Below are 22,816 nucleotides of genomic sequence, written 5' to 3'. Positions count from 1 at the left end.
TCGAGGGCGCACGCCGCAATGGAAGCACAGCCCCAGCCGCTGCTCCGCGAATCAAGCGGCATCGCTTGATCCGGTTCCTTCAAAGGGCTGTCTGGCGCCGGGGGGCTGGCTAGGCCGGAAGCGATAGTTGTGTGCTGCATGGGTTCCGAGGCTGCTAATGGGCGAAGCCAGCCTGCTGCCTTCCGTCATCCAACAGATTTATCTGTATATCCATACAGATAAATCTTGCCTGCCGCTCCGCCTCTGCGCATGCTATCGGCCATTGCAAAGCGAACGGGTGACGACCTGATGCGGCTGTTTCTCTGTGAAAAACCCTCCCAAGCCAAGGACATTGCCCAGGTGCTCGGCGCCACACGGCGTGGCAATGGCTGTTGGGTGGGTGCCGGTGTCACCGTGACCTGGTGCATCGGCCATCTGCTGGAAACCGCACCGCCGGACAGTTACGACGCGCGTTACAAGCGCTGGGCGCTGGCCGATCTGCCTATCGTTCCTGAGCGCTGGAAGATGTTGGTCAAGCCCAAGACGGCGAGCCAGTACAAGGCGGTCAAACGCCTGCTGGGCGAGGCGCAGGAGTTGGTGATCGCCACCGACGCCGACCGTGAGGGTGAGATGATCGCCCGTGAGTTGGTCGAGCATTGTCGCTATCGAGGGCCGGTTCAACGGCTGTGGCTCTCGGCACTGGACGACGCTTCCATCCGCAAGGCCCTCGGCGCGCTGCGCGCGGGCGCCGATACCTTCAATCTCTATCAATCGGCGCTCGGGCGTTCGCGGGCGGACTGGTTGATCGGCATGAACATGAGTCGACTGTTTACCCTGCTTGGGCGGCAATCCGGCTATCAGGGCGTGCTGCCGGTTGGCCGGGTGCAGACGCCGACGCTGCGCCTGGTGGTCGACCGTGACCGCAGCATTGCCGACTTCGTGCCGCAGCCATTCTGGGCCATCGAGGTGCAGCTTTTGGGTGACGAACCGGCTCCCTTTACCGCGCAGTGGCGCGCGCCGGAGGAGCACAGCGATGACCAGGGGCGTTGCCTCGACCAGGCGCTGGCGCAGCGAGCGGGCGAGGCCATGCGTGCAACTGGCAGCGCCCGGGTGCAGCGGCTCAAGACCGAACGCATGCGCGAAGCCGCGCCGCTGCCGTTCGATCTCGGCACCCTGCAGGAAATCTGCTCGAAGAAGCTCGGCCTGGGTGCTCAGGAAACGCTGGATATCGCCCAGGCGCTCTACGAAACCCACAAGCTGATCACCTATCCGCGCAGTGATTGCGGCTACCTGCCGCTGAGCCAGCACAGCGAAGCGCCGGGCATCCTGGCCGCATTGACGCAGGCCGATCCGTCGCTCGGCGAACTCGCGCCACACCTCGAACCCCGGCGCAAGTCGCGCGCCTGGAACGACGCCAAGGTCGGCGCGCACCACGGGATCATCCCCACGGCAGCGGCCCGCGCATTCGAGCGGCTGGCGGGCAAGCCACGGGCGGTCTATACGCTGATCCGTGCGCGCTATCTGGCGCAGTTCCTGCCCGCGCACGAATACGATCGCACCCAGGCCGATTTTGACTGCGGCGGCCAGACACTGCGGGCGGTCGGCAAGCAGATCGTCGAACCGGGCTGGAAGCGCGCCTTGCCCGAGGCGCTGGCGGCGGCCAGTCGCGGTCGTGAGGCGCCAGCGCCGCAGACGCTGCCATCGTTGCGGGAGGGGCAGACATGCGCGATCCACGACCTGATCTTCAAGGATCTCTGGACGCAGCCGCCCAAGCCCTTCACCGAAGGTGACTTGATCAAGGCGATGAAGAACGTCGCCAAGCTGGTGGACAATCCCAAGCTGAAACAGAAGCTCAAGGACACCACCGGCATCGGCACCGAGGCGACGCGTGCAGGAATCATCCAGGGCTTGCTCGAGCGCGGCTACCTGACCAAACAGGGCAAGGCGTTGGCGGCAACACCGGCGGCCTTCAGCCTGATCGATGCGGTGCCGCGCGCTATCGCCGACCCCGGCACCACGGCAATCTGGGAGCAGGCGTTGGACATGGTCCAGAGCGGGGAGATGAACCTCGAAGAGTTCGTCAGTAAACAATCGGCTTGGATGAGCAAGCAGGTCGAACGGTGCAAGGGCGTGCGACTGACCATCAGCGGGCCCGCCGCCCCAGCCGGTCGCGGTGCGCCCTGGAAAAAGCGCAAGGGTGCGGGCCGCAAAGCGCCGCGCAAGGCGCGTCGCGCTGTGAGGTCACCAATCCCGCATGACGGTTAGGAACAGCGTGGCGCGGATCACCATCGTCTCGCCTGACATGGTCAGCTATCGATGTGTCACCTGATTGTCCACCACCCCAGCAGGCGTGCCGGTTCGCGTTTAGAATGCGCGAGCCTTTTTTCCTGGACGATGTGCCCAATGCAACCTGACGCCCTCGCCACCCTTCAGCAGCACCTCAGCCACGCCCTCACGCAGCTACCAGACGAAACCCGTCGGCTATTTCATGGGCGTGGGCGCTGCTGGGCCGGCCTGGAGCACGTCACGGTCGATTGGCTGCAGGGCGTGGTGCTGGTCTCGTTGTTTCGCGAGCCAGCCCCTGATGAGCTGGAGGCATTGATAGGGATGTTGTCTTCGCTGACCGAGGCGCTACCCTGGCAATCGAGTGGGGCGCATACCCTGTTGCTGCAGCACCGCTACCTGCCCGACAGCCATATGCAGCAGCTGCTCGGTGAACCGATCGAGGAGTGGCTGATCAGCGAGAACGGGCTGCGGTACAAGCTCGACCTGGGCATCAAGCAGAACAACGGGCTGTTTCTCGACATGCGCTACGGCCGACGTTGGGTTCAACAGCAGGCGCGGGGCAAGCGCGTGCTCAATCTGTTCGCCTATACCTGTGGATTCTCCGTGGCGGCCATCGCCGGTGACGCCGAGCATGTGGTCAATCTGGACATGGCCAGAGCGGCCCTGAGCCGAGGACGCGACAATCATCGGCTAAACCAGCATGAGCTGAGCCGGGTGAGCTTTCTCGGTCACGAGCTGTTCAAGTCCTGGGGCAAGGTCAAGAAGAGCGGGCCTTACGATCTGGTGATCGTCGATCCACCCTCGTTCCAGAAAGGCAGCTTTGCGCTGGACCGGGACTATCGGAAGATTCTTCGACGCCTGCCTGAGCTGCTGACGCCCACTGGTATGGTGCTGGCTTGCATCAACGACCCTGATACCGGGCCGGATTTCCTCATCGACGGCGTTGCCGCCGAGGCGCCCGAGTTGGTATTTCAGGAACGTTTGGAGAACCCCCCCGAATACCCCGACGTCAGCCCCGAGAGTGGTTTGAAGGCGCTGGTCTTCAGCCGTTCCGTGCCTCCGGCCGGGCAGACATAATCCGTTTCCGCCGGGCTGCGACGATAAAGGTCGTACGGGGTCGAAACATCCGCTCTCCAGTCTTCGCTGGAGGGCTCACTCACCTATTGGTTAAAGTTGCAAACGGCTCTATCCATGAACGGGGCGACGGGCCTATGGACAGGTTCGATCAGTTGTAGGAGTCAATGTCATTACTGATTCAGGGCAGCAAATACAGGCAGTCTTCGATGCCGCTTGCGACTGCGCCATGCTTACGACCGATCCGCAGGGGGTGATTACGGCTTGGAGTACCGGCGCCGAGCGCATCTTCGGCTGGACCGCGCGGGACATGCGCGGGAAGGCATTCGATCGACTGTTCAGCTGCGAAGAGCGCTCCGCGGATTCGCTGCATGAGCTGATGCAGCGCGCGCTGGCAGAGGGTAAGACCAGCCACGATCGTTGGTATACCCGTGCCGACGGCTCTCGCCTACGGGGTGCAGGCACGCTCACGCCCTTGCTCTGCGAGGGCAGGCACCTGGGCTTTCTGAAGGTCCTTCACGATTGCACGGCAGAGGATGAGGTCGCGCAACGCCTGGCCGACAGCGACAGACGTTATCGCACCCTGTTCGACGCAATCGATGCGGGGTTCTGCGTTATCGAGATGAAATTCGATGTCGAGGGGCGGCCTATCGACTATCGCTTTCTTGAGACCAATCCGGCGTTCGAGCGCCAGACCGGACTGGCCGACGCGGTCGGCAAGTGGATGACCGATCTGGCGCCTGCCCATGAGCAGCACTGGTTTGACATCTATGGCGAGGTTGCTCTGAGCCGCCGTCCGGTGCGTTTCGAGAACAACGCCGATGCCTTGCAACGCTGGTACGAAGTCCAGGCGATGCCGGTTGGCGAACCTTCCGAACACCGTGTCGCGATATTGTTCAATGATGTTTCCGGGCGTCGCTCCGCTGAACTGGCGCTGCAGGCGCTGATGGAGTCCCTGCGCGAGGAAGTTGCCACCCGAACCAAGGACCGCAATCAGCTCTGGGAATTGTCCAGCGACGTGATGATCCGCTGTCGCTTCGACGGGCTCATCATGGCCGTCAACCCGGCCTGGGAGCAGTTACTCGGGTGGAGCGAAGCTCAGCTGCTCGGTGCCAACATCCTTGATTTCGTTCATCCGGACGACGTCTCCAGCACGCTGGAGACGATGCGGCGCTCCTCGCAAGGGCAGTCTTTCGTACATTTCGAAAACCGCTATCGGTGCAGTGACGACAGCTATCGCTGGATCAGTTGGTCGTTGCGACCGGCTGATGCGGTCATCAACGCAGTGGGGCGCGACGTCACCACACTGAAGGAGCAGGCGCAGGCACTTGAACTGGCAGAAGCGCAACTGCGGCAAAGCCAGAAGATGGAAGCGGTCGGCCAGCTGACTGGAGGTCTGGCACACGATTTCAACAACCTGTTGACCGGGATCGGTGGCAGTCTGGAACTGCTCGAGAAGCGCATCGAGCAGGGGCGCTTCGATTCGCTCGAGCAGTACGTAGCGGTGGCGCAGACCGCGACTCGCCGAGCCGCCGCGCTGACGCATCGGTTGCTGGCATTCTCTCGTCGCCAGACGCTCGATCCTATGGCGACCGATGTCGGAGAGTTGGTCAGGGATCTGCGAGAACTCCTCAGCCGCACGGTCGGGCCGTCAATCAAACTGGACACGCAGGTGGCCAGCGATCTGTGGCCGACACTGGTGGATCGCAATCAGCTGGAAAATGCATTGCTCAACCTCGGCATCAACTCGCGGGATGCGATGCCCGACGGCGGCACGCTGACCCTCGAAACCTGCAACGAACTACTGGATGAGCAATCGGCGTTGGAACTCGATGTGCCACCTGGGCAATACGTGCGCGTATGCGTAACGGACACGGGTGTCGGCATGTCCAAGGAGGTCGTGTCGCAGGCGTTCGATCCGTTTTTCACCACAAAGCCGTTGGGGATGGGCACAGGCCTGGGGCTGTCGATGGTCTACGGCTTTACCCGGCAATCGGGCGGCCAGGTGAAGATACACTCCGAGCCGGATCGGGGCACCCGCATCTGTCTGTTTCTTCCGCACGTGGCGCTCGGTAATGTTGAGGCTCATGACTCCGCCGAACTGGAGGCGCCACGGCGGGTGGGCGGCGGCACTGATGAGATCGTGCTGGTAGTGGATGATGAGCCCGCCGTGCGCATGCTAGTGGTGGAAATACTGCAAGAGCTGGGGTATCGGGTGCTGCAGGCCGCTGATGGCAACGAGGGGCTGCGCATGCTTCAGAGTGGCGCGCCGATTGCGCTGCTGGTCACTGACGTTGGACTGCCTGGCGGGATGAACGGACGCCAGCTCGCCGACGCCGCTCGGCAACGAGATCCTCTGCTGAATGTGCTTTTCATAACCGGCTACGCGGAAAGCGCTGTGATGGGCAGCGGTCAGTTGGAGCCCGGGATGCGCATTGTGACCAAACCGTTCTCGATCGATACGCTGGCGGCACGCGTTGCGGAGCTGCGCGCCGACCGCTGAGCTGTTTCGTCCGCGCCCAGGCTGGCGACGTTCTGCTCAAGGTCGTTGTGCTTGGCAATGCGCAACGGCCGGCGCAAGGCCGACCGTTGCGCAGTGCTGCAGACGTCAGTGTTGGTTGACGACCGCCATGTTGTTGAACCCGGCCTGGCTGATCAGCGCGTTGTTGCCCATGCCGCTCTGAACCACCAGAGCCTCGTTTCCAGCACCGTTCTGCGTGACCGTAGCCAGATGGCTTTCGCCGTACTGGGAAATGGTCGTGTCGTGATTGCTGCCAAACTGGTTGACATTGGCCAGGTTGAAATCGCCGTCCTGGACGATATCGACGTCATTGGCAGCGATGCTGCTGGAGCCGGTGATGCGGTTGCCTTCACCGTCCTGTACTGCGGTGAGCCTGTTGAGCAGGCCCGATTGCGTGAAGGCCAGCTCGTTGCCCTTGCCCTGCTGGTCGGCCGTAGCGTTATTGTAGTTGCCGCTTTGGTCAACCGAGGCCATCTGGTTGCGACCGTCCTGATCGATTACCGTCACGTTGCCAAAGCCCTGCTGCTCTGCGGTGGCGGTATTGCCGTTGCCGCGCTGGGCGACGTCAACGTTGTTTTCGTTACCCAGCTGGTAGACGAAGGCGTTCTGGTAGCCGCCGCGCTGATTCACGTTCAGGTTGTTGTTGTCGCCACCGGTGTAGGTGTAAGCCTCATGGCGGGTGCCCGTCTGGCGCACGTATGCCTCGTTGAGATTGCCGACCTGCTCGACTTCGGCGACCGAGCCAGCGCTCCAGTTCTGGACGATCGCGGCGGAGTTCTCGTCGCCTTTTTGATCGATCATGGCGCGGTCGTTGGCGCTGAAAGACTGGTTGATGCTCGCGTCGTTGAGGCCGCCATCCTGATACAGAGCAGACTCGCTGCCATGGGTCACGGCCTGGTAGCTGGAGGCAACGTTGTGGTTGCCCTGTTGCTTGGTAACGGCGTCGGTGTCGTGAGTGCCGGTCTGCTGGCTGTCAGCACTGTTGGCGTGGCCATGCTGGCGCTGTTCGATATCGCTGTTCCAGGTGCCGGTCTGGTTGGCGCTGGCATCGTTGGCGTTGCCGTTCTGCCATTGCACCGCGCTACTGTGCACGGCGAGCGTCTGGTTGATGTTTGCCTGATGGAAGTTGGCGATCTGCGTTTGCAGGGTCGACGACGAGTGCGAGGCGTTCTGCTCGGTCATCGCGTCATTGCCTAAGCCGCTCTGCAGTTGCGTGGCCATGTTCGAACTGCCGCCGTTCTGCTCTACCTGGGCGAGGTTGTCGATGCCGTTCTGGCGTTGTTCGGAGGTGTTATCGACGGCGAACGCCTGGCTGGCGGCGACGGTAAGAAGGGCAGCTACAAGGGGGTTTATCTTGAACATTATTGTCTCTCCATGAATGTTTTCAGCGGTACTTCCTGGTGATGCTCTGCTCAGCGGTACTGGCGTACCACTAGGTTCAGACCCTGGCCATTCTGCGTGACGCGACTACGATGCCCGGTGCCGGTCTGCTCGATCAGCGCGTTGTTGTACGCGCCGTACTGTTCAATACGGGCCTGGTTGCCGGTACCGTCCTGAACAATCAATCCCTGGTTGTGGCTGCCGTGCTGCACGATGAATGCCTCATGCGCATAGCCGCTCTGGAGGATGAAGGCCTCCAGTGCATTGCCGATCTGAGTGATGTCCCCGGTCAGGTTGTCGCCGACCTGGGTGACGAAGGCGAGGTTGCCAGTTGCCCCGCTGGCTTCTGGCTGCGCCAGTGCGATGGTGTGAGCCTGACGGAAGGCGAACTCGTTGGGTGCCAAATCACGTGATGAGGTGATTCCGGCGGCCTGAAGGGCGGGGCAGGTGAGCGCTGCGAAGAGCAGCGGCACCAGCGCGTTGCGGGCAATCCTTTGCACGAGGTCCATCAGTCATCCTTGGTTGAATGGCGATAGGCCATCCTGTCCTAAACCGCGATTCGGCAAATCCATCGAACGGGTGAAACCGTTGCGTTTGTTTCGAGTTTCCCGTTTCGCGGCGCGGACGAAACGGGAAAAGTCACTAGATCTTCGCCGGAATGGTGAGGTATTTCGCCAGTTCCGCCTTGACCTCGGGTGTGTTGTCGGCAGTCTGCCAGAGCCGCCGATCGACACCTTGAGCGATCAGGTGAGCGACTGCTGCTTCGATCGCCGACAACACGCAGAGCTGCGCCGGCTCGTTGGTGGTGTAGCCGGCCTCGGCTTCGAGCAGCTCCTTGAACTCGATGAATTTGTAGACGTTGGCGCTGCGCCCGATCGAATAAATGGTCTTGGTGGTCATCACGTTGGATAGCACCTGACCGCTGCGCACGTCGATGGCGCGTAGATTGACCGTGACCTGATCGACCCGGTATTCCTGCGATACGCCGATGCCCAGGTAGCGGGCGCCCTGCCCACCGCTACGCACGTTGGTTTCGTAGGCGACGATGGCGCCTTCCATGAGAATGTTGGCCGCCAACAGCGACGGCAACTCCGATTGAATGTTCGGCGCCACGTCCGGTTTGGCCTGTGAGGCGCGAATGATCTTGCGCTCGGTCAGTACGTTCTGCAGGCCCTCGCGCTCCAGCACGATGAACCAGCCGCTGGCCTGCATGGCGTCGACCAACATGCTGGCGGCGCCTTGGGTGACGGCAGTGGAAAAGGAGCTGGCCGGGCTTGGCTTGTACTGTCCGGTCTGGTCGCGGAAGCCATACACGGCGGCCACCAACGGTCCCCTTGGGCGCGGCAGTTCGAGCAGATCCTGATAGGTCGAGGTGCGGGGGGTCAGGGTCGGCGTTTCCTGGTCTGCCGACATGGGCTCGCGCACCGAGCAACCCTGTAAAACGGCCATCATCCCGATGGCTACGAATAGGCTTCTCATGGCCTTTTGCTCTCCCTGGTTAGTTTTGCCCGATGACGATTTCGGACACTTCGCCGGTCAATCGGTCGGTGATTTTCACGATCAGGTTGCCGATGTCGTCGTTGACGATATTGACGATGAAATCATCAGTCGTGATCGAACCGGTCTTGCCATCCCTGACGTCACCCAGCAGATCGGAAAGCAGGCGGGATTCGAGCTGGCTGGTGAAACGGTCGAGGGCCGAGGTGCCGTTCAGTGAGGAACGGTCGAGCGCATCCGGGTCCTTGGTGTCGTTCTGGGCCTGGGCATTGCCTAGCAACCAGGCACCGTTCAGCGGGCTGCCGCCAAAAGATGGGTTGACCGGCGTGTAGACCAGTTCGGTAGCAGTAACGCCGGTGCTGAGAAAGAAGCCTGCCAGAAGCATGCCGGTGATTTTTTGTGGTGACCGGTTCATAACTCATCCTTCGCAAGGTCAATGGTGTCTTCGAACAATGCTTCGACTTTCCTACGGTTTATCTCTTGTAGTACGAAATCCGCTGCGTCATAGGCGGTTTGCTCCATGTCGCTGACGTTCGGTTGCAGGAATCGACGGTAGAGCGGCTGGTTGTTCTGTTCGACCCAGACCAGAACGCCCCAGCGCGCCGACGGTCGCTCCTTGACCGCCAGGTTGAAATCCAGCGTGCTGGTGTCGTTCAGGCGCTCGCAGAATTTGCGATAGAACTCCTGGCCGGACCGGGAAATCGTGTTGTTGGTGATAAAGCCCTGGAGCTCGGCCTCGTCGGCATGGGCCTGGATACCGACCAGCAGCATCAGACTCAGGCACGCGGCTTTCATATACCAGCCTCGTTGACGTGCCCCATGACCAGCGATGCGCCCTGTGCGCGGTTGGACGCGCCCAGCTTGCCCAACGCGTTATGAATATGGCTTTTGATGGTGTGCGTGCTCAGATGCAGGCGCTCGGCAATTTCCGAGTTCGAGAGACCTTTGCCAGCGAGTGCGAGGATTTGCTTTTCGCGTACTGACAGCTCGTCGATGCCGCGTGAAACGTGGGTCAATTCACGATAGCGACCGAGCATTTTTTCCATCAGCGCGCGGGGTAGCCAGTCGCCGCCCTCGAGAATGACGCTGACCCCACGGCTGAAATTGCCGCGGCTGGTGTTCGGGTAGAACACACCTCTGATCCAAGGATGCAGTTCCAGCAAGCGGCGCGCCTGCTCCATCTGGGTGTTTATCAGCGCGGTAGGGGTGTCGCGCAATTGCCGAAGCAGGCGTAGACAATCTGCATCCGAAAAGCTGCCAACGTCGACCAGCGTCAGGTCCACGTCGCCCAGTCCGGGACGAAGCGTAGTGCTGCGCGTCAGCCGCAGCTGAGGGCAGTCGAGCAGATATTGGGGAAGCGAGTTGTCCAACATTTCACAGTTGGTCAGCAGAACGAGACGAGCTGGCGAGGCGACGAGCGCCAGACGGGCTTCATCGATCATGGGGCATATCCTTTGCTGAATGGCTACGAGTAGCGCCCGGATTCCTCACCGGGCCTGGCGCTTTGACATTACCGCTGAAAAAATAGTTCAGCCCAGTGACAATAAAAAGTCAAAAGTGAGCTGGAGTGGCGGTTTTCCGACGAAGCGCATGTCGTTCGAGGCTAAATGGAACTGGAAGACACTCATCCGCCGGGCTACATTCATTCTCTTTATCGTGACGGCAAAGGGAGCGGGCATGTCGGACCCAGCGTTCTGGTTGGTTTTTCTCTCGGCCGCTCTGGTGCTGAACCTGTCGCCAGGGCCCGATCTGCTGTTCGTTCTGTCGCGTACGCTGTCCAGCGGGCGACGCGTCGGCGTAGCCTCGGCGTGCGGTGTGTGCAGCGGCGCGCTGGTTCATGTCGCTGCGGCCGCTCTGGGCCTCTCAGCGATTCTGGCGACGTCGGCGCTGGCGTTTGCCGTCGTCAAATATGTCGGCGCCGCTTACCTGTTGTACCTCGGTATCCAGGCGTTGCGCTCTGCCAGCGCCAGCTCGTCGCTCAAGCTCAAGCCCGCCGCGCGGATCACCGCTTGGCAGGCTTATCGCCAGGGCATCCTGGTGGATATCCTGAATCCGAAAGCGGCGATTTTCTTCATGGCGTTCCTGCCACAGTTCGTACGGCCGAATGAAGGCGCGATAGCCCTGCAGTTACTGGTATTGGGCGTACTGGTGGTGCTGGTGGCGATCATTATCGAATGCGCCCTGGTGTTGCTGGCGGCCCGAGCGAGCTCGGCGTTGCGCGGCAACCGCCGTTTGAGCCAATGGCTCGACCGGGTACTCGGCTCGGTGTTGATTGGTCTGGGCATTCGTCTAGGCCTTGCCGAGCGCGCATAAACCAGTGGGGAACGTCCGGCCCGGTATCGGTCTGAATGGTATGCGGTGCGTTTTTCGACAGCGCTGCCACGGCTATCGGAAGGAGCTTTCATGTCCCTGTACAGCAAGAACACCACATCCAACCTGATTCCCTGCCTGCGTTATCGTGATGTCCCCACGGCGCTGGAATGGCTGTGCCGGGTGTTCGATTTCGAGCGCCAGAGTGTGGTCGAGGATGCGCAGGTGGGCATCATTCACGCCCAGCTCAGTTTCGGCAGCGGCATGCTGATGCTGGGCCCGGTGAGCGATTCGCAATACGGTCGTCTGGTCAGGCAGCCGGATGAGGTCGGCGGCGTTTCCACGCAAAGCATCTATGTCGTCGTCAACAGCGCCGACGCCCTTTACACCAAGGCCAAGGCGGCGGGTGCGGAGATCGTGATCGAATTGAAGGACGAAGACTATGGCGGTCGCGGTTTCAGCTGCCGCGACCTAGAAGGACATCTTTGGAACTTCGGTACCTACGATCCGTGGGCGGCACCGGTTGCTGAGCAGGGCGCACGGGAGAACGGCTGATGCGAACCCTGAAACTGGCCGACGGCGGTGTGGTCCCGGTGATCGGTCAGGGCACCTGGCACATGGGTGAGGATCCGGCCGAACGCGGCAACGAGGTGGCCGCGCTGCGCCTCGGCATCGAGCTGGGCATGACGCTCATCGATACCGCGGAGATGTACGGCGAGGGCGGCGCGGAAGAAGTGGTCGGCGAGGCGATCCGCAACCGCCGCGAGCGGGTTTTTCTAGTCAGCAAGGTCTATCCGCACAATGCCAGTCGCAAAGGCGTGCCGGAGGCCTGCGAACGTAGCCTGCGCCGGCTGGGCACCGAATGCATCGACCTGTATCTGCTGCATTGGCGCGGTCAGTACCCGTTGGCGGAAACCGTCGAGGCGTTCGAGCGGCTCAAGGAGCAAGGCAAGATCCGCCGCTGGGGCGTGTCGAACTTCGATCTGGACGACATGCACGAGCTGGCCGCGCCCGCATGTGCGACCAATCAGGTCCTCTACAACCCAGACGAGCGGGGAATCGAATTCGATCTGCTGCCCTGGTGTCAGGCCCAGGGCATGCCCGTCATGGCCTATTGTCCGTTGGGGCAGGGCGGTGCTCTGCTGCGCCATCCGGCTGTCATCGATGTCGCGCGTCGACACGGTGCGCAGCCCGCTCAGGTTGTGCTGGCCTGGGCCTTGCGCCAGCCCGGTGTGCTGGTAATACCCAAATCGGCCAACCCCAGTCACCTACATTCCAACGCCTCGGCCGCTGAGCTGAAATTGACGGCCGAGGACCTGGCCATCCTCGATAGCGCCTTTCCACCACCGGCTCGCCGACAGCCGCTGCAGATGGTTTGACTCTGGTTCCTTCGACGTAGGGAATGTTTGCCTCGCCGTGGCTGTCAGCTATGAACGACAGCAAATTCGGAGGAATGAGCATGAGTGGGTCCAGACTCGAAGGTGCGCTGGTGGTCATAACCGGTGCGTCCAGCGGTATCGGCCGCGCCACTGCGCAGGCTTTCGCCCGCCAGCGAGCCCGCGTGGTGTTGGCCGCGCGTGACGACGAAGCATTGCAGGAGGCGGCCGAAGAATGCCGGGCGCTTGGCGGTGAAGCGCTTGTAGTGCCCACCGACATGACGCTCAGCGACTCCGTGGAGCAGTTAGCCAACGCTGCCGCCGAGTTCGGTCAGGGTCGCATCGATGTCTGGATCAACAACGCCGGCGTCGGCGCGGTTGGTGCGTTTGACGAGACGCCGCTGGATGCTCACGAACAGGTGGTGCAGACCGATCTGATTGGCTACTTGCGGGGCGCGCACGTGGTGTTGCCCTATTTCAAACAGCAGAACGGTGGTGTTCTGATCAATACCCTGTCGGTCGGTAGCTGGGTGCCGCAGCCGTTTGCGGTGGCCTATTCGGCCAGCAAGTTCGGCCTGCGCGGATTTTCCCATGCACTGCGCGGCGAGCTCGCGCAGTGGCCCGGCATTCATGTGTGCGATGTGTATCCCTCGGTGGTCGATACGCCCGGTTTCCGCGACGGCGGCAACTATGCCGGGCGTTCGCTGCAGCCGCCACCTCCACTCTGTGATCCCCGTCAGGTGGCCGACGCGATGGTCAGTCTGGCGCTGCATCCACGTCATACCACCTCGGTCGGCGCGATGGCGACGGTGCTGCGCTTCGCCCACTTCATCGTCCCGGGCTTCGATCGATTGTCGGGCCTGTTGACCGGCGGTGCACTGCGTCGCGCCGATCGGGTGGCGCCGTCGTCAGGCAACCTGTTCCATCCCGCCCTGGGCCAACGGCGAGTCGATGGCGGCTGGCGGAGCAACCATTCCCGTCAGCACACCTTGCTGATGGTGGGTGGAGTTGCGGCGGGTATGGTCGGGCTGCTGCTGTGCTGTCGCAAGCGCTGATTCGATCCGGCCAATGGCTGGCCTGAGCGGCTGCTGAGGACGAAGGTCAGCGAGACTCGGACAAGCAGTCCAGCGAACTCAGATCCTTGTGCAGATCTCCCAGCTGCGCCTCGAGATGGCGCCGCTGATCGGTGTCGGATAGGGCGTAGAGATCGTTGACAAGGTGGAAGGCCGCCTGCTCGGTGCGGGCGAAAGCGTCTCGATAGTCTGTCGTCCAGAAGGATTCGCGGTCTTGCAGTAGCTTCGCGATGCGGTTGTCGAAGCCCTCTTCGTGGCGTTTGGCGAGTGCTTCGCTCAGCGCTTGCTGCCATTGCGCACGGTTGGCCAGCCAGAATCGATTTTGGTCGCCGAGCGTGTGCGCCCAGGCGAGGATGCGCTGCCGTTGCACCGCGTTGACGCTGCCCAACCATTGCTCGACGCGCTCAGTCATGCGCTGCGCGCGTTCGCGGATCTGCTGCTCCAGTGGAGGCTGCAGATACTTCTTCTCACGTTCGCGGCGATCTTTCGCAAAGGCCTCGCTGAGTTCGCTGATCTGCTCGTCATCGAGGTCGCGCAACATTTGCGTCGTGGTCGGGGTGATTTCCACGGCAATGGTTTGAATCGCCTGTTTCGCGCTCTGGTAGTGAGCCCGCAGCCTGGCTTCGTTAATGTCGCCTTGACCAACCTGGTTCTGGAGGCGCTCGATCGCCTTGAGATACGCGGGTAGCTGGGTACGGCAGTGCCAGCTCAGATGGTCGCGCAGCTGGGCCCGCAAGCGCTGCTGCTGGTCGCGATTCATGTCCAGGTAGTCGTTGAGTGACCAGGGAATCAGCAGATGTAGGTTGCGGTAGGCAAGGTTCATGCGGCTGCAGCCGGCCAGGACCACGCAGACGGTGATCAGTAACAACAAGGCCTTACGGCCACACGCCTGACGGATATGCATCGGAGCCCTCGTTTTGCCATCAGCCAAAACGGCGATATCGCTTGTTCAGTAGAACAGCGGAGCGCCGCGGCAGTTCGGACTGACGCAGCAGCGCGGATGCCGGTTGTGACGGGCGGTGAACGGGAGCAGAGGGGCGGTGGCTGCGTCCCGATGGTCGGTTACGGGCACCGGTTGGCGCAGGGGTCGATTCGCTCGGGTATCGGCGGTGGCGGTTCGATCAGTTCGGAGACCAGCTCCAGAGCCTTGTCGAAGGAAGGGTAGCCGCTTTGCGCAACATCCAGTTCCGAATAAGCCTGACGGTACTGCTCTGCCTTGGCCGTGTCGCGCTCCTCGAGCAAATAGGGCTCCTGGTAGATCTTGTAAAGCAGCGCGATGGCATGCGGATGGCCTTTGGCTCGCGCTTTTTCGAGCAGGCGCAGCACCTCGGCCGGCTGCGGGCCCTGACGAATCATCAGCAAGGCCTGATAAAACTCGATCTCACCGCGCTCATCAAGACGGGCGCTGCGCTGGAGCAGAGCATCGGCGAGCTCGTAGCCCCCTTCGTCGCCGATGGCGATAAGGATTTTCGCCTGCAACAGATCATTCTGATAGAGCAGCCGCTCCGCGCGGCAGCCGCTGTCGGTCTGATCACAGGGCTGAGAGGCACAGCCACCCAGGGCCAAGAGCAGTCCGATCATCAGTGCATTCTTCATTGCTGCCTTGTTCTCTTGATTATTTAGGTGGGTCAGCGCGTGTTCTGACCTGCAAGTTCCCGTTCTGTTCAGCCTGTTTCAGCTTTCACTGGCGATGGGCTTGAGGCCGTACTCAAACAGGAGGATCTGCCACTCGGGATTGGTCGGCAAGGTGGCGAGGAAGTTGTCTAGGTAGTCGACGACGGCCTTGCCAGGTGCGCCGTTGATGAGCAGGTGTCGCGCGAATTTGTACAACGGGGTGGCCGAAACATATAGATCCCTGAGCTGTTGCTCTTTGCGGTAGTAGAGCAGGGTTGAACGCGGGATCAGCAAGGTGTTGATGCGCCCCGAGAGGAGCTTCTGAATATTTTGCTGGTCTGTCTGAACATCCTGGCGGGGGATCGCACCGCTAGCGATGTCTTCATCCAATTCCGCGTATCGATGCCCCAGCACGCCCCCCAGGACGAGGCCGTGCAGCGACTCGGGGCCTTCGTATTCAAAGGGGGCATCAGGTAGTGAGACGAAATCCTGTTGGTCAATCAGCAAAGGTTGCGACCATTTCCCATTGGCTTTTTGCGCGTCAGTGAAGAAGCTTGGCGTGGCCCAGAGCAGGACGCCGGGGCGCTTTCGGACGAGGTGCACATCCACACGTTTGCGCGGTAATTGCACCAGTTCGAAGCGAAATCGGTTGCGATTGCCTAGATCCTTGTTGAGCAAGTCGACGAATGCGTGCGAAAGGCCCTGAGCGTTGTCGAGGATGAAAGGCGGCGATAAATGATAGGTCCACACTTCGATTCGCTGTTGCGCCCGACAGATCAGGGGCAACAGAACGAACATGAGCACCAGAACGAGTCTCTGCATGGCGAACCTTTACGACGGGGTGGCGAAGCGGTTGGCCAAGGCTCGATGTTGCGACCCGTGGGTGGCTTCTGTCCGTTTCCATTCCACCAGCATAGCTGAGCGGCCAAAAGGCGCGAGCAGCCGGCGCTATACCAGACGGGCTGCTACTAGAAGCGCTCGTGCTCGCCGAGAAAGCGCCATTCGCCGATCGGGAGCTTAGCCATCGACAGGCGCCCGATGCGGATGCGCTTGCAACTGAGCATTTGCACGCCGATGGCTTCGCACAGCTGGCGCAAATCGCCGGCTTGCGGTGCCTTGAGCACGATGCGCAGGCGAGTCTCGTTCTGCCAGCTGGCCTTGGCTTTGGGCAGGACCCTGCCGCGATGGCCAATGCCTTTGGCCAGCAGCGCCAGGCCGCCTTCCTCGGGTTCGCCGGCCACTTCGACGATGTACTCCTGCTCCAGCCTGTCCCGGGGATCGGCCAGCTTGCGGATCACTTCGCGCTGCTGACTGAACACGACCAGTCCACTGGCATCCGGCTCGAGCGCTAGCAAGGCGGTCTGACGAGCAAGATGACGGTCGCGCGGCAAGAAACGTGCATCGTCGCCAGACCAGTGACTGGCCTTGGCGAGCTGCACCTGGGCACTGGCGGGGTCCGTGGCGGTGGGTTGGCCGGCTGGCTTGTGCAGCAGCAACGTGACCGGCGGCACTTCGGCCGCGACCGCGCCGGGCAGGAGCTCGATCTGCTGGTCGTCGACCTTGAAATAGGGGGCTTCGATGATTTGACCATCGACGCTGACCCAGCCGCCCTCGATATACAGCTCGGCCTCGCGCCGGGAACAGCCCAGTTGCTCGGCGAGGCGTTTGGACAAGCGTACAGGGTCGGTCATGGATATCTCGGATGTCGCGGTGGGAAACCTAGCGAGCCACTGCGGTACGGCAATGACAGCGGAAGCTCGCTTGTCGGTCAGGTGTTGCGGGTTGCTGCTTGGCTTTTTATTTCTTGCTGATGGTGATTTGCCGCGATGGGCCTTGGGTCTGGCCGCTGACGCCGTTGGGGATCTTCTGAACTTCGCCACCGGCCTTCAGGAAGGCGGCCATCTGAGCGGCCAAAGACTGGCTGGTTTCGCTGGCGGGTTCGGGCTTGCGTTTGGCGGATGTAGTCTTGGAGGCCATCGTCATCTGGTTCCTTTGGTCAGTCGAACCGGACATTATACAGATCTGGCTAATTTTTGTTCGATTTTCATGGGTACCAATTGGCTGAAGCGTTTTTCTTCGTCCATGGTCTTCATTGAATGATTGCCGTCACGTTCGGAGAGTTAACCATGTTGCGCTATATCCGCATCGGCCTTGCAGGCTGTTTCGTCTTGACCTGTTCCATGCCAATTCTCGCTGAAATGGAATATTTCGACAGCGAGCGAGGCCGCGTCACGGTGGAAACCGTCGCCAGTGATCTGGAGCACCCCTGGGCCGTGGCTTTTCTTCCGGACGGCAAAGGCATGTTGGTCACCGAGCGGCCTGGCAGGCTACGCGTCATCGAGCGTGACGGGCGGTTATCCGAGCCGCTCGCTGGCGTGCCGGACGTCTATGCGCGCGGGCAGGGTGGGTTGCTGGACGTGCGCTTGTCTCCCGATTTTCGGCAGGATCGGCTGGTCTATCTCAGCTATGCCGAGGCGGGAGAGAACGGTAAAGCCGGCACGACCGTGGGGCGCGGCCGGTTGACAGATGATCTGAACGCCTTGGAAGGCTTCACCGTGATCTTCCGGCAGCAGCCGAAGCTGTCCACAGGTATTCATTTCGGCTCACGGCTGGTTTTCGATGATGAGGGCCATCTTTTCATCGCGCTGGGTGAAAACAACCAGCGGCCCACCGCCCAGGATCTCGACAAGCTTCAGGGCAAGCTGGTGCGGATCTACCCCGACGGCAAGGTTCCGGACGATAACCCCTTCGTGACCACCCAGGACGCTCGTCCGGAGATCTGGTCCTACGGCCATCGCAATCAGCAGGGCGCCGCGATCAACCCCTGGACGGGTGAGCTCTGGACTCACGAACACGGTCCACGCGGTGGCGATGAGATCAACATTCCAAAGCCAGGGCTCAACTATGGTTGGCCGCTGGCGACCTACGGCATCAACTACGGCGGCCAACCGATTCCCGAAGCCAAGGGGGAGAAAGCGGCGGGGACCGAGCCACCGCATCACGTATGGAAACGCTCGCCGGCGATCAGCGGCATGGCGTTCTACGATGCACAACGCTTCCCCGAATGGCAGCGCAACCTGTTCATCGGCGCGCTGGTGGACCAGTCGCTGATCCGTTTGCAACTCGATGGCGACAAGGTCACCCACGACGAGCGATTGCTGAAGGACATGGGTGCACGAATACGTGATGTCCGCTTGGGCCCTGATGGCTTCCTATACCTGCTGACCGACTCGCCAAGCGGAAAACTCTTACGGGTCGGGCTGAGCGCGAAGTGAAGCGGATACCCTGATTCGGTTTTGCCATGGAGCGTTCTCGCCGACCGCCGGTCCACTGTAGTGCCGGACGATTCCGGATCGCCGGCTGCATCTTGGCCGTCTGCAGGAGAGGCTCGCGACAGGATCGTCGTATCGCCATCTCCAGGCCTGACACACGGATAGGAGGAAAGAGTGGCGGTCGTCATCAGTGCTGTCTTGTGCATCATCCTGGGCTTGGTGCTCGCCGTTGGTGGTTGGAAAATCATCACGCTTGGCGGGACCTGGTATTTCGCGGTGCTTGCGGTGGGCTTTTTGCTGACCGGCATGTTGCTGCTGGCTAGACGTCGTGCTGCGTTGTGGGTCTACGCGCTGGTGATGTTTGGCGCCTTGGGTTGGGCGCTCTACGAGGTGGGCTTCGACTGGTGGCAGCTGGCGCCACGCGGCAGCATCGTCGCGCCGCTGGGTTTGTGGTTGTTGATGCCTTGGGTCGCCCAGCGGTTGGGTTGGCAGCATTTCGGTGCGCGAGCCTGGGGTGGCAGTGCGCTGCCGCTGATGTTGGCGGTTCTGCTCTGGGGCGCCGCAGCGGTGCAAGCGATCTCCAGCGACAGCCACGACATCAGGGGCATGCTGCCGCAACCGCTGGCGGCAGCACCTGCCGGCGAGGGCCCCGCTGTCGCCGACGGTGAATGGCATGCCTACGGCCGTACCCAGCATGGCAAGCGTTATTCCCCGCTGGCGCAGCTAACGCCGAGCAATGTCGATCGGCTGGAGAAGATCTGGGAGTTCAATACCGGCGATCGTCGCCGCCCCAGCGATCCGGAGGAAACCACCTATGAAGTCACCCCGCTGAAGATCGATGACAGTCTATATATCTGCACGCCGCATAATTTCGTCATCGCTCTGGACGCCGACACCGGGCAGGAGCGTTGGCGCTTCGATCCACAGGTCCCGGACTCGGTCAATCGTCAGCATCTCACCTGTCGTGGGCTGTCCTATCACATCAGTGATGCGCCCGCTGGCGAGCAGGCCTGTCGGCAGCGGCTGTTCATGCCGACCGCAGACGCACGGCTGATCGCGCTGGATGCCAAAACAGGCCGGGTATGCCCGGAATTCGGTCGCAATGGCGCGGTGAATCTATGGGCGAACATGCCGAACGTGAGAGAGGGCTTTTATTACTCCACCTCGCCGCCGGTGGTCGCCAACGGTCTGGTGATCATCGGCGGCGCGGTCAACGACAACGTTTCGACCACCGAACCGTCCGGTGTGGTACGTGCCTACGATGCCATTACGGGCGAGCTGAAGTGGAACTGGGACCCGGGTAATCCGCAACAGACCCAGCCGATCGCCGAGGGCGAAACCTACAGCGAAAGCACACCGAACAGCTGGAGCATTTCCAGCGCCGACGAGGCGTTGGGGTTGGTCTACGTGCCGCTGGGCAATCAGGTGCCGGACCAGTGGGGTGGCAATCGTAGCGAGAACAGCGAGCGTTTCTCCTCCTCGATCGTTGCCCTCGATCTCGATACCGGCGAGCTGCGCTGGGTATTCCAGACGGTGCATCACGATCTCTGGGACATGGACGTACCGGCGCAACCGAGTCTGGTCGATATCGATACGGACAATGGACCGGTCCCGGCGCTGGTCGCACCGACCAAGCAGGGCGACATCTATGTGCTGGATCGCCGCACCGGTGAACCGATTCTACCGGTCCGTGAAGTGCCTGCGCCGCAGGGCGCCGCCGAAGGGGACTGGGCCGCTCCGACCCAGCCGGTGTCGGCGCTGTCCTACGAGCCGCCCGTGCTGCAGGGCAAGGATCTCTGGGGGGCCACCTTCATCGATCAGATGATGTGTCATATCCAGTTCCACTCGCTGCGCTACGAGGGCCGCTATACGCCGCCATCGACCCAGGGCACCTTGGTGCATCCGGGTAACTTCGGCGTCTTCAACTGGGGTGGCGTAGCGGTCGATCCGGTTAGACAGATGGTGTTCAGTACGCCGGCCTATCTGCCGTTCACCTCGACCTTGATTCCACGTGAGAACGACCGCAGGACCTATGTTTCCGATAGTGAGCCGCATCTCAACGAGAATTTCGGCGCGCCCTTCGCGGTTGAGCTCAAACCCTTCGTTTCGCCGATCGGCCTGCCTTGCATCGCGCCGCCTTGGGGGTATGTCGCCGGCGCTGATCTGCGCACCGGCAAGACCCACTGGATGCGCAAGAACGGCACCGTGCGGGATCGGGCGCCTATTCCCCTACCGTTCAAGATGGGTGTGCCAAGTCTCGGCGGACCGATGCTCACGGCCGGTGGGGTGGCGTTCCTGAGCGGCACGCTGGATTACTACCTGCGCGCCTATGACGTCACCACCGGCAAGGAGCTGGGCAAGTGGCGGTTGCCAGCAGGCGGACAGGCAACGCCAATGACCTATCTGAGTCGCTCAGGCCGGCAGATGGTGGTAGTGGTCGCTGGCGGCCATGGCTCCCTCGGGACCAAGGCCGGTGACTCGGTCATAGCCTATGCCTTGCCACGATAGCCGGTGTGGCGAATCTGGTCAGAGCGGGGCCCGATCAGCACCCGGTGGCTGGGCCTCGCTTGTCATTCACGGGGCGATTCGGCAGGCCGTCGTGGCGCGCTCGCATCCTGCGGCCTGTTAGAATCGCCGCCTTCGACTCACAGGATTGTTCACCATGGCTGCAATCGGGCGCTTCAACAGCATGCAGATCGTCAAGCACACCGGTTTCGGCCTGTACCTGGACGGCGGGCCGGACGGCGAGATTCTGTTGCCCAATCGTTACATTCCCAAGAACGTCCCGACCGAAGTCGATGATTGGCTGAACGTGTTCATCTACCTCGACAGCGAAGACAAGCTCATCGCGACCACTGAGAAGCCCAAGGTCCAGGTGGGTGAGTTCGCCAGCCTCAAGGTCGTCGAGATCAATCGGGTCGGGCTGTTCCTCGATTGGGGACTGCCCAAGGACCTGCTGCTGCCGCATTCCGAGGAAAAGCGTCCGCTGAAAGAGGGCGATTATTGCGTCGTTCACGTCTATCTCGACAAGCACACCAAACGCATCACGGCCACCGCGCGACTGGACCGCTATCTCGACAAGACGCCGCCGCGCTACAGCGTTGGCGAGGCGGTGGATCTGCTGGTGGTGGAGCCGACCGATCTGGGTTACAAGGCGATCATCAACGGCAAGCACTGGGGCCTGATCCACAAGAACGAAGCCTTCAAGTTCCTGCGCGGCGGCATGCGCGAGAAGGGCTATATAAAGGAAGTCCGCGCGGACGGCAAAATCAGCCTGAGCCTCCAGCCGGTGGGCAGTGAAGCCGGTGACGCCTTGCAGGCGCTGATTCTGCAAAAGCTTCAGGAAAATCAGGGCAGCCTGCCGGTCGGCGACAAAACGGCGGCCGACGAGATTGCTCGGTTGTTCGGCGTCAGCAAGGGCAATTTCAAGAAGGCCATCGGTGGTCTCTACAAGCAGGGCCGAATCGTCATCCACCCTGATCGGATCGAGCGCGCCTGATTCTGTTGATCTGGCCGCCGCTTGGTCACTCCATTCTCCTCGCGATGTCTGTAAGCCCGACCGCATACAAGCGGTCCGGTTTTCTTCTGCTGGTCTCGCCAGTCGCGCCTCAACGGACCTCGTGAAACCCCCGAGTTAGACGGCATTCCGGCCAAGTCTCGTCCGGCACGGCTTCTTGGCGCGACCGCTTGTCCCGTCTAAGTGTTGCCGGGTGTAACAAAGCGGAACTCCCTTGGAGCGAATCATGTCCAGAAAGGGCGTCTGGTGATCCAGAGGCTTGTGGGGGATCGCCGATGGTTCCTCAGCGGATGTTTAGCGCGCTCGGAGACGCTGTGGATAGACATACCGAAACGCCGGCGAAGGCCTGGTATCTGCTGCAGTGCAAGCCGCGCCAGGACGGGCGGGCTCAGGAGCATCTCATGCGCCAGGGCTTCGAATGCTTCGCACCGGTATTCACGGTGCAAGCGATCTGCGCCGGCAAGCTGCGCGAGCAGCAACAGCCATTGTTCCCCGGGTACGTGTTCATTCGCATGGGCGCCGAAGACAGCTGGCTATCGCTACGCTCCACGCGGGGCGTCAATCGCGTCGTCGCGTTCTGTGGTCAGCCTTGTCAGGTGCAGGACGCCATTGTCGATCACCTCCGGCAACGCTGTGCAGCGATAGGCCCCAGGCCTGCGTTGGTGCCTGGTGATCGAGTGCAGGTCAACGTCGGTGGGTTTGCCGAAATGGAAGCCATCTTCCTTTCCATGGAAGGCGAGGAGCGGGTGATGCTGTTGTTGAACGTGCTCAATCGCCAGCAGCGGATCCAGGTAAGTCTGGCGAGCGTTCAGCCCGTCCAGCGGCGCGCGGTTTCGTCGCTCTAATAAAAAACAAAACACCGAAATTTTTGTTTCGCCTGCCATTGGATTCGCTGGTCGAGGCGGCCTGCGGCTGTG

At 61.6% G+C, this 22,816-nt stretch carries 22 protein-coding genes; 11 read left to right on the top strand and 11 right to left on the bottom strand.

Annotation, left to right across the window (positions count from 1 at the left end; all coding sequences use genetic code 11):
- Positions 1 to 288 precede the first annotated feature (288 nt).
- The 3 genes from MCB86_RS09820 (at position 289) to MCB86_RS09810 (ending at position 5,842) form a co-directional block, all read left to right on the top strand.
- On the top strand, positions 289 to 2,244 hold the full coding sequence (locus tag MCB86_RS09820; protein WP_239610753.1) for a DNA topoisomerase III: 1,956 nt from the start codon (positions 289 to 291) through the stop codon (positions 2,242 to 2,244).
- Positions 2,245 to 2,382: 138 nt separating this feature from the next.
- Positions 2,383 to 3,342: a class I SAM-dependent methyltransferase gene (locus tag MCB86_RS09815; RefSeq protein WP_239610752.1), complete on the top strand. Its 960-nt coding sequence runs from the start codon at positions 2,383 to 2,385 to the stop codon at positions 3,340 to 3,342.
- Positions 3,343 to 3,511: 169 nt separating this feature from the next.
- Positions 3,512 to 5,842 carry a PAS domain S-box protein gene (locus MCB86_RS09810; RefSeq protein WP_345772243.1) on the top strand — a complete coding sequence of 777 codons (2,331 nt, stop codon included), beginning with the start codon at positions 3,512 to 3,514 and terminating at the stop codon, positions 5,840 to 5,842.
- A 105-nt stretch (positions 5,843 to 5,947) separates the two neighbouring features.
- Here MCB86_RS09810 and MCB86_RS09805 read toward each other — a convergent pair whose 3' ends face one another.
- The 6 genes from MCB86_RS09805 to MCB86_RS09780 form a co-directional block, all read right to left on the bottom strand.
- Entirely contained in the window at positions 5,948 to 7,222 is a 1,275-nt protein-coding gene (locus MCB86_RS09805; RefSeq protein ID WP_239610750.1) for a hypothetical protein, read from the bottom strand.
- A 50-nt stretch (positions 7,223 to 7,272) separates the two neighbouring features.
- Positions 7,273 to 7,749 carry a curli production assembly protein CsgB gene (locus MCB86_RS09800; protein ID WP_239610749.1) on the bottom strand — a complete coding sequence of 159 codons (477 nt, stop codon included), beginning with the start codon at positions 7,747 to 7,749 and terminating at the stop codon, positions 7,273 to 7,275.
- A 133-nt stretch (positions 7,750 to 7,882) separates the two neighbouring features.
- On the bottom strand, positions 7,883 to 8,719 hold the full coding sequence (locus MCB86_RS09795) for a CsgG/HfaB family protein (protein WP_080890562.1): 837 nt from the start codon (positions 8,717 to 8,719) through the stop codon (positions 7,883 to 7,885).
- A 19-nt stretch (positions 8,720 to 8,738) separates the two neighbouring features.
- Positions 8,739 to 9,152 (bottom strand): curli assembly protein CsgF, encoded by a 414-nt coding sequence (locus MCB86_RS09790; RefSeq protein ID WP_045161205.1) that lies wholly within the window; start codon positions 9,150 to 9,152, stop codon positions 8,739 to 8,741.
- Positions 9,149 to 9,532 carry a curli production assembly/transport protein CsgE gene (csgE, locus tag MCB86_RS09785; RefSeq protein ID WP_045161207.1) on the bottom strand — a complete coding sequence of 128 codons (384 nt, stop codon included), beginning with the start codon at positions 9,530 to 9,532 and terminating at the stop codon, positions 9,149 to 9,151. Before csgE ends, MCB86_RS09790 begins: the two co-directional genes overlap by 4 nt.
- Positions 9,529 to 10,179 carry a response regulator transcription factor gene (locus tag MCB86_RS09780; RefSeq protein WP_239610748.1) on the bottom strand — a complete coding sequence of 217 codons (651 nt, stop codon included), beginning with the start codon at positions 10,177 to 10,179 and terminating at the stop codon, positions 9,529 to 9,531. Before MCB86_RS09780 ends, csgE begins: the two co-directional genes overlap by 4 nt.
- A 235-nt stretch (positions 10,180 to 10,414) precedes the next feature.
- Between MCB86_RS09780 and MCB86_RS09775 the strand changes: the two genes are divergently transcribed.
- The 4 genes from MCB86_RS09775 (at position 10,415) to MCB86_RS09760 (ending at position 13,478) form a co-directional block, all read left to right on the top strand.
- Positions 10,415 to 11,050: a LysE family translocator gene (locus tag MCB86_RS09775; protein ID WP_045161210.1), complete on the top strand. Its 636-nt coding sequence runs from the start codon at positions 10,415 to 10,417 to the stop codon at positions 11,048 to 11,050.
- Positions 11,051 to 11,140: 90 nt separating this feature from the next.
- Complete coding sequence (locus tag MCB86_RS09770) at positions 11,141 to 11,602, top strand: VOC family protein (protein ID WP_239610747.1); 462 nt, start codon at positions 11,141 to 11,143, stop codon at positions 11,600 to 11,602.
- Positions 11,602 to 12,426, top strand: coding sequence for an aldo/keto reductase (locus MCB86_RS09765; protein WP_239610746.1), 825 nt, complete (start codon positions 11,602 to 11,604; stop codon positions 12,424 to 12,426). The genes MCB86_RS09770 and MCB86_RS09765 overlap by 1 nt, the downstream gene beginning before the upstream one ends.
- An 80-nt stretch (positions 12,427 to 12,506) precedes the next feature.
- Positions 12,507 to 13,478: an SDR family oxidoreductase gene (locus MCB86_RS09760; RefSeq protein WP_239610745.1), complete on the top strand. Its 972-nt coding sequence runs from the start codon at positions 12,507 to 12,509 to the stop codon at positions 13,476 to 13,478.
- 46 nt (positions 13,479 to 13,524) lie between these two features.
- Here MCB86_RS09760 and MCB86_RS09755 read toward each other — a convergent pair whose 3' ends face one another.
- From MCB86_RS09755 to MCB86_RS09735, 5 genes are all read right to left on the bottom strand, one after another.
- Positions 13,525 to 14,400: a DUF6279 family lipoprotein gene (locus MCB86_RS09755; RefSeq protein WP_239610744.1), complete on the bottom strand. Its 876-nt coding sequence runs from the start codon at positions 14,398 to 14,400 to the stop codon at positions 13,525 to 13,527.
- 158 nt (positions 14,401 to 14,558) lie between these two features.
- Complete coding sequence (locus MCB86_RS09750) at positions 14,559 to 15,092, bottom strand: hypothetical protein (RefSeq protein ID WP_239610743.1); 534 nt, start codon at positions 15,090 to 15,092, stop codon at positions 14,559 to 14,561.
- 78 nt (positions 15,093 to 15,170) lie between these two features.
- Positions 15,171 to 15,932, bottom strand: a complete 762-nt coding sequence (locus MCB86_RS09745; RefSeq protein WP_239610742.1) for a transporter substrate-binding domain-containing protein — start codon at positions 15,930 to 15,932, stop codon at positions 15,171 to 15,173.
- Positions 15,933 to 16,078: 146 nt separating this feature from the next.
- On the bottom strand, positions 16,079 to 16,801 hold the full coding sequence (locus tag MCB86_RS09740) for an RNA pseudouridine synthase (RefSeq protein ID WP_045161218.1): 723 nt from the start codon (positions 16,799 to 16,801) through the stop codon (positions 16,079 to 16,081).
- A gap of 106 nt (positions 16,802 to 16,907) precedes the next feature.
- On the bottom strand, positions 16,908 to 17,087 hold the full coding sequence (locus MCB86_RS09735; protein ID WP_025240851.1) for a hypothetical protein: 180 nt from the start codon (positions 17,085 to 17,087) through the stop codon (positions 16,908 to 16,910).
- Positions 17,088 to 17,236: 149 nt separating this feature from the next.
- Here MCB86_RS09735 and MCB86_RS09730 point away from each other — a divergent pair, with 149 nt between their 5' ends.
- The 4 genes from MCB86_RS09730 (at position 17,237) to rfaH (ending at position 22,744) form a co-directional block, all read left to right on the top strand.
- Positions 17,237 to 18,385: a PQQ-dependent sugar dehydrogenase gene (locus tag MCB86_RS09730; protein ID WP_275589471.1), complete on the top strand. Its 1,149-nt coding sequence runs from the start codon at positions 17,237 to 17,239 to the stop codon at positions 18,383 to 18,385.
- A gap of 171 nt (positions 18,386 to 18,556) precedes the next feature.
- Positions 18,557 to 20,890: a glucose/quinate/shikimate family membrane-bound PQQ-dependent dehydrogenase gene (locus MCB86_RS09725; RefSeq protein WP_239610741.1), complete on the top strand. Its 2,334-nt coding sequence runs from the start codon at positions 18,557 to 18,559 to the stop codon at positions 20,888 to 20,890.
- Between the two features lie 154 nt (positions 20,891 to 21,044).
- Positions 21,045 to 21,881: a S1-like domain-containing RNA-binding protein gene (locus tag MCB86_RS09720; RefSeq protein ID WP_239610740.1), complete on the top strand. Its 837-nt coding sequence runs from the start codon at positions 21,045 to 21,047 to the stop codon at positions 21,879 to 21,881.
- A gap of 332 nt (positions 21,882 to 22,213) precedes the next feature.
- A complete protein-coding gene (rfaH, locus tag MCB86_RS09715) occupies positions 22,214 to 22,744 on the top strand; it encodes a transcription/translation regulatory transformer protein RfaH (RefSeq protein ID WP_230623578.1) in 531 nt (176 codons plus the stop codon).
- Positions 22,745 to 22,816: the final 72 nt, after the last annotated feature.

Source organism: Pseudomonas sp. KSR10, from assembly GCF_022355455.1.
In the GTDB taxonomy this organism is placed as follows: Bacteria; Pseudomonadota; Gammaproteobacteria; order Pseudomonadales; family Pseudomonadaceae; genus Stutzerimonas; species Stutzerimonas stutzeri_E.
Note: the sequence above shows the minus strand (reverse complement) of the source record. Positions and strands in the feature narration are given on the sequence as shown.

What these genes read in the sequence shown, in the direction of transcription:
- MCB86_RS09805 (WP_239610750.1), bottom strand. Translation starts at nt 7,222, where the DNA reads ATGTTCAAGATAAACCCCCTTGTAGCTGCCCTTCTTACCGTCGCCGCC.
- MCB86_RS09770 (WP_239610747.1), top strand. Translation starts at nt 11,141, where the DNA reads ATGTCCCTGTACAGCAAGAACACCACATCCAACCTGATTCCCTGCCTG.
- MCB86_RS09765 (WP_239610746.1), top strand. Translation starts at nt 11,602, where the DNA reads ATGCGAACCCTGAAACTGGCCGACGGCGGTGTGGTCCCGGTGATCGGT.
- MCB86_RS09760 (WP_239610745.1), top strand. Translation starts at nt 12,507, where the DNA reads ATGAGTGGGTCCAGACTCGAAGGTGCGCTGGTGGTCATAACCGGTGCG.
- MCB86_RS09820 (WP_239610753.1), top strand. Translation starts at nt 289, where the DNA reads ATGCGGCTGTTTCTCTGTGAAAAACCCTCCCAAGCCAAGGACATTGCC.
- csgE (WP_045161207.1), bottom strand. Translation starts at nt 9,532, where the DNA reads ATGAAAGCCGCGTGCCTGAGTCTGATGCTGCTGGTCGGTATCCAGGCC.
- MCB86_RS09800 (WP_239610749.1), bottom strand. Translation starts at nt 7,749, where the DNA reads ATGGACCTCGTGCAAAGGATTGCCCGCAACGCGCTGGTGCCGCTGCTC.
- MCB86_RS09735 (WP_025240851.1), bottom strand. Translation starts at nt 17,087, where the DNA reads ATGGCCTCCAAGACTACATCCGCCAAACGCAAGCCCGAACCCGCCAGC.
- MCB86_RS09780 (WP_239610748.1), bottom strand. Translation starts at nt 10,179, where the DNA reads ATGATCGATGAAGCCCGTCTGGCGCTCGTCGCCTCGCCAGCTCGTCTC.
- MCB86_RS09720 (WP_239610740.1), top strand. Translation starts at nt 21,045, where the DNA reads ATGGCTGCAATCGGGCGCTTCAACAGCATGCAGATCGTCAAGCACACC.
- MCB86_RS09750 (WP_239610743.1), bottom strand. Translation starts at nt 15,092, where the DNA reads ATGAAGAATGCACTGATGATCGGACTGCTCTTGGCCCTGGGTGGCTGT.
- MCB86_RS09815 (WP_239610752.1), top strand. Translation starts at nt 2,383, where the DNA reads ATGCAACCTGACGCCCTCGCCACCCTTCAGCAGCACCTCAGCCACGCC.
- MCB86_RS09775 (WP_045161210.1), top strand. Translation starts at nt 10,415, where the DNA reads ATGTCGGACCCAGCGTTCTGGTTGGTTTTTCTCTCGGCCGCTCTGGTG.
- MCB86_RS09755 (WP_239610744.1), bottom strand. Translation starts at nt 14,400, where the DNA reads ATGCATATCCGTCAGGCGTGTGGCCGTAAGGCCTTGTTGTTACTGATC.
- MCB86_RS09795 (WP_080890562.1), bottom strand. Translation starts at nt 8,719, where the DNA reads ATGAGAAGCCTATTCGTAGCCATCGGGATGATGGCCGTTTTACAGGGT.
- MCB86_RS09740 (WP_045161218.1), bottom strand. Translation starts at nt 16,801, where the DNA reads ATGACCGACCCTGTACGCTTGTCCAAACGCCTCGCCGAGCAACTGGGC.
- MCB86_RS09790 (WP_045161205.1), bottom strand. Translation starts at nt 9,152, where the DNA reads ATGAACCGGTCACCACAAAAAATCACCGGCATGCTTCTGGCAGGCTTC.
- MCB86_RS09730 (WP_275589471.1), top strand. Translation starts at nt 17,237, where the DNA reads ATGTTGCGCTATATCCGCATCGGCCTTGCAGGCTGTTTCGTCTTGACC.
- MCB86_RS09745 (WP_239610742.1), bottom strand. Translation starts at nt 15,932, where the DNA reads ATGCAGAGACTCGTTCTGGTGCTCATGTTCGTTCTGTTGCCCCTGATC.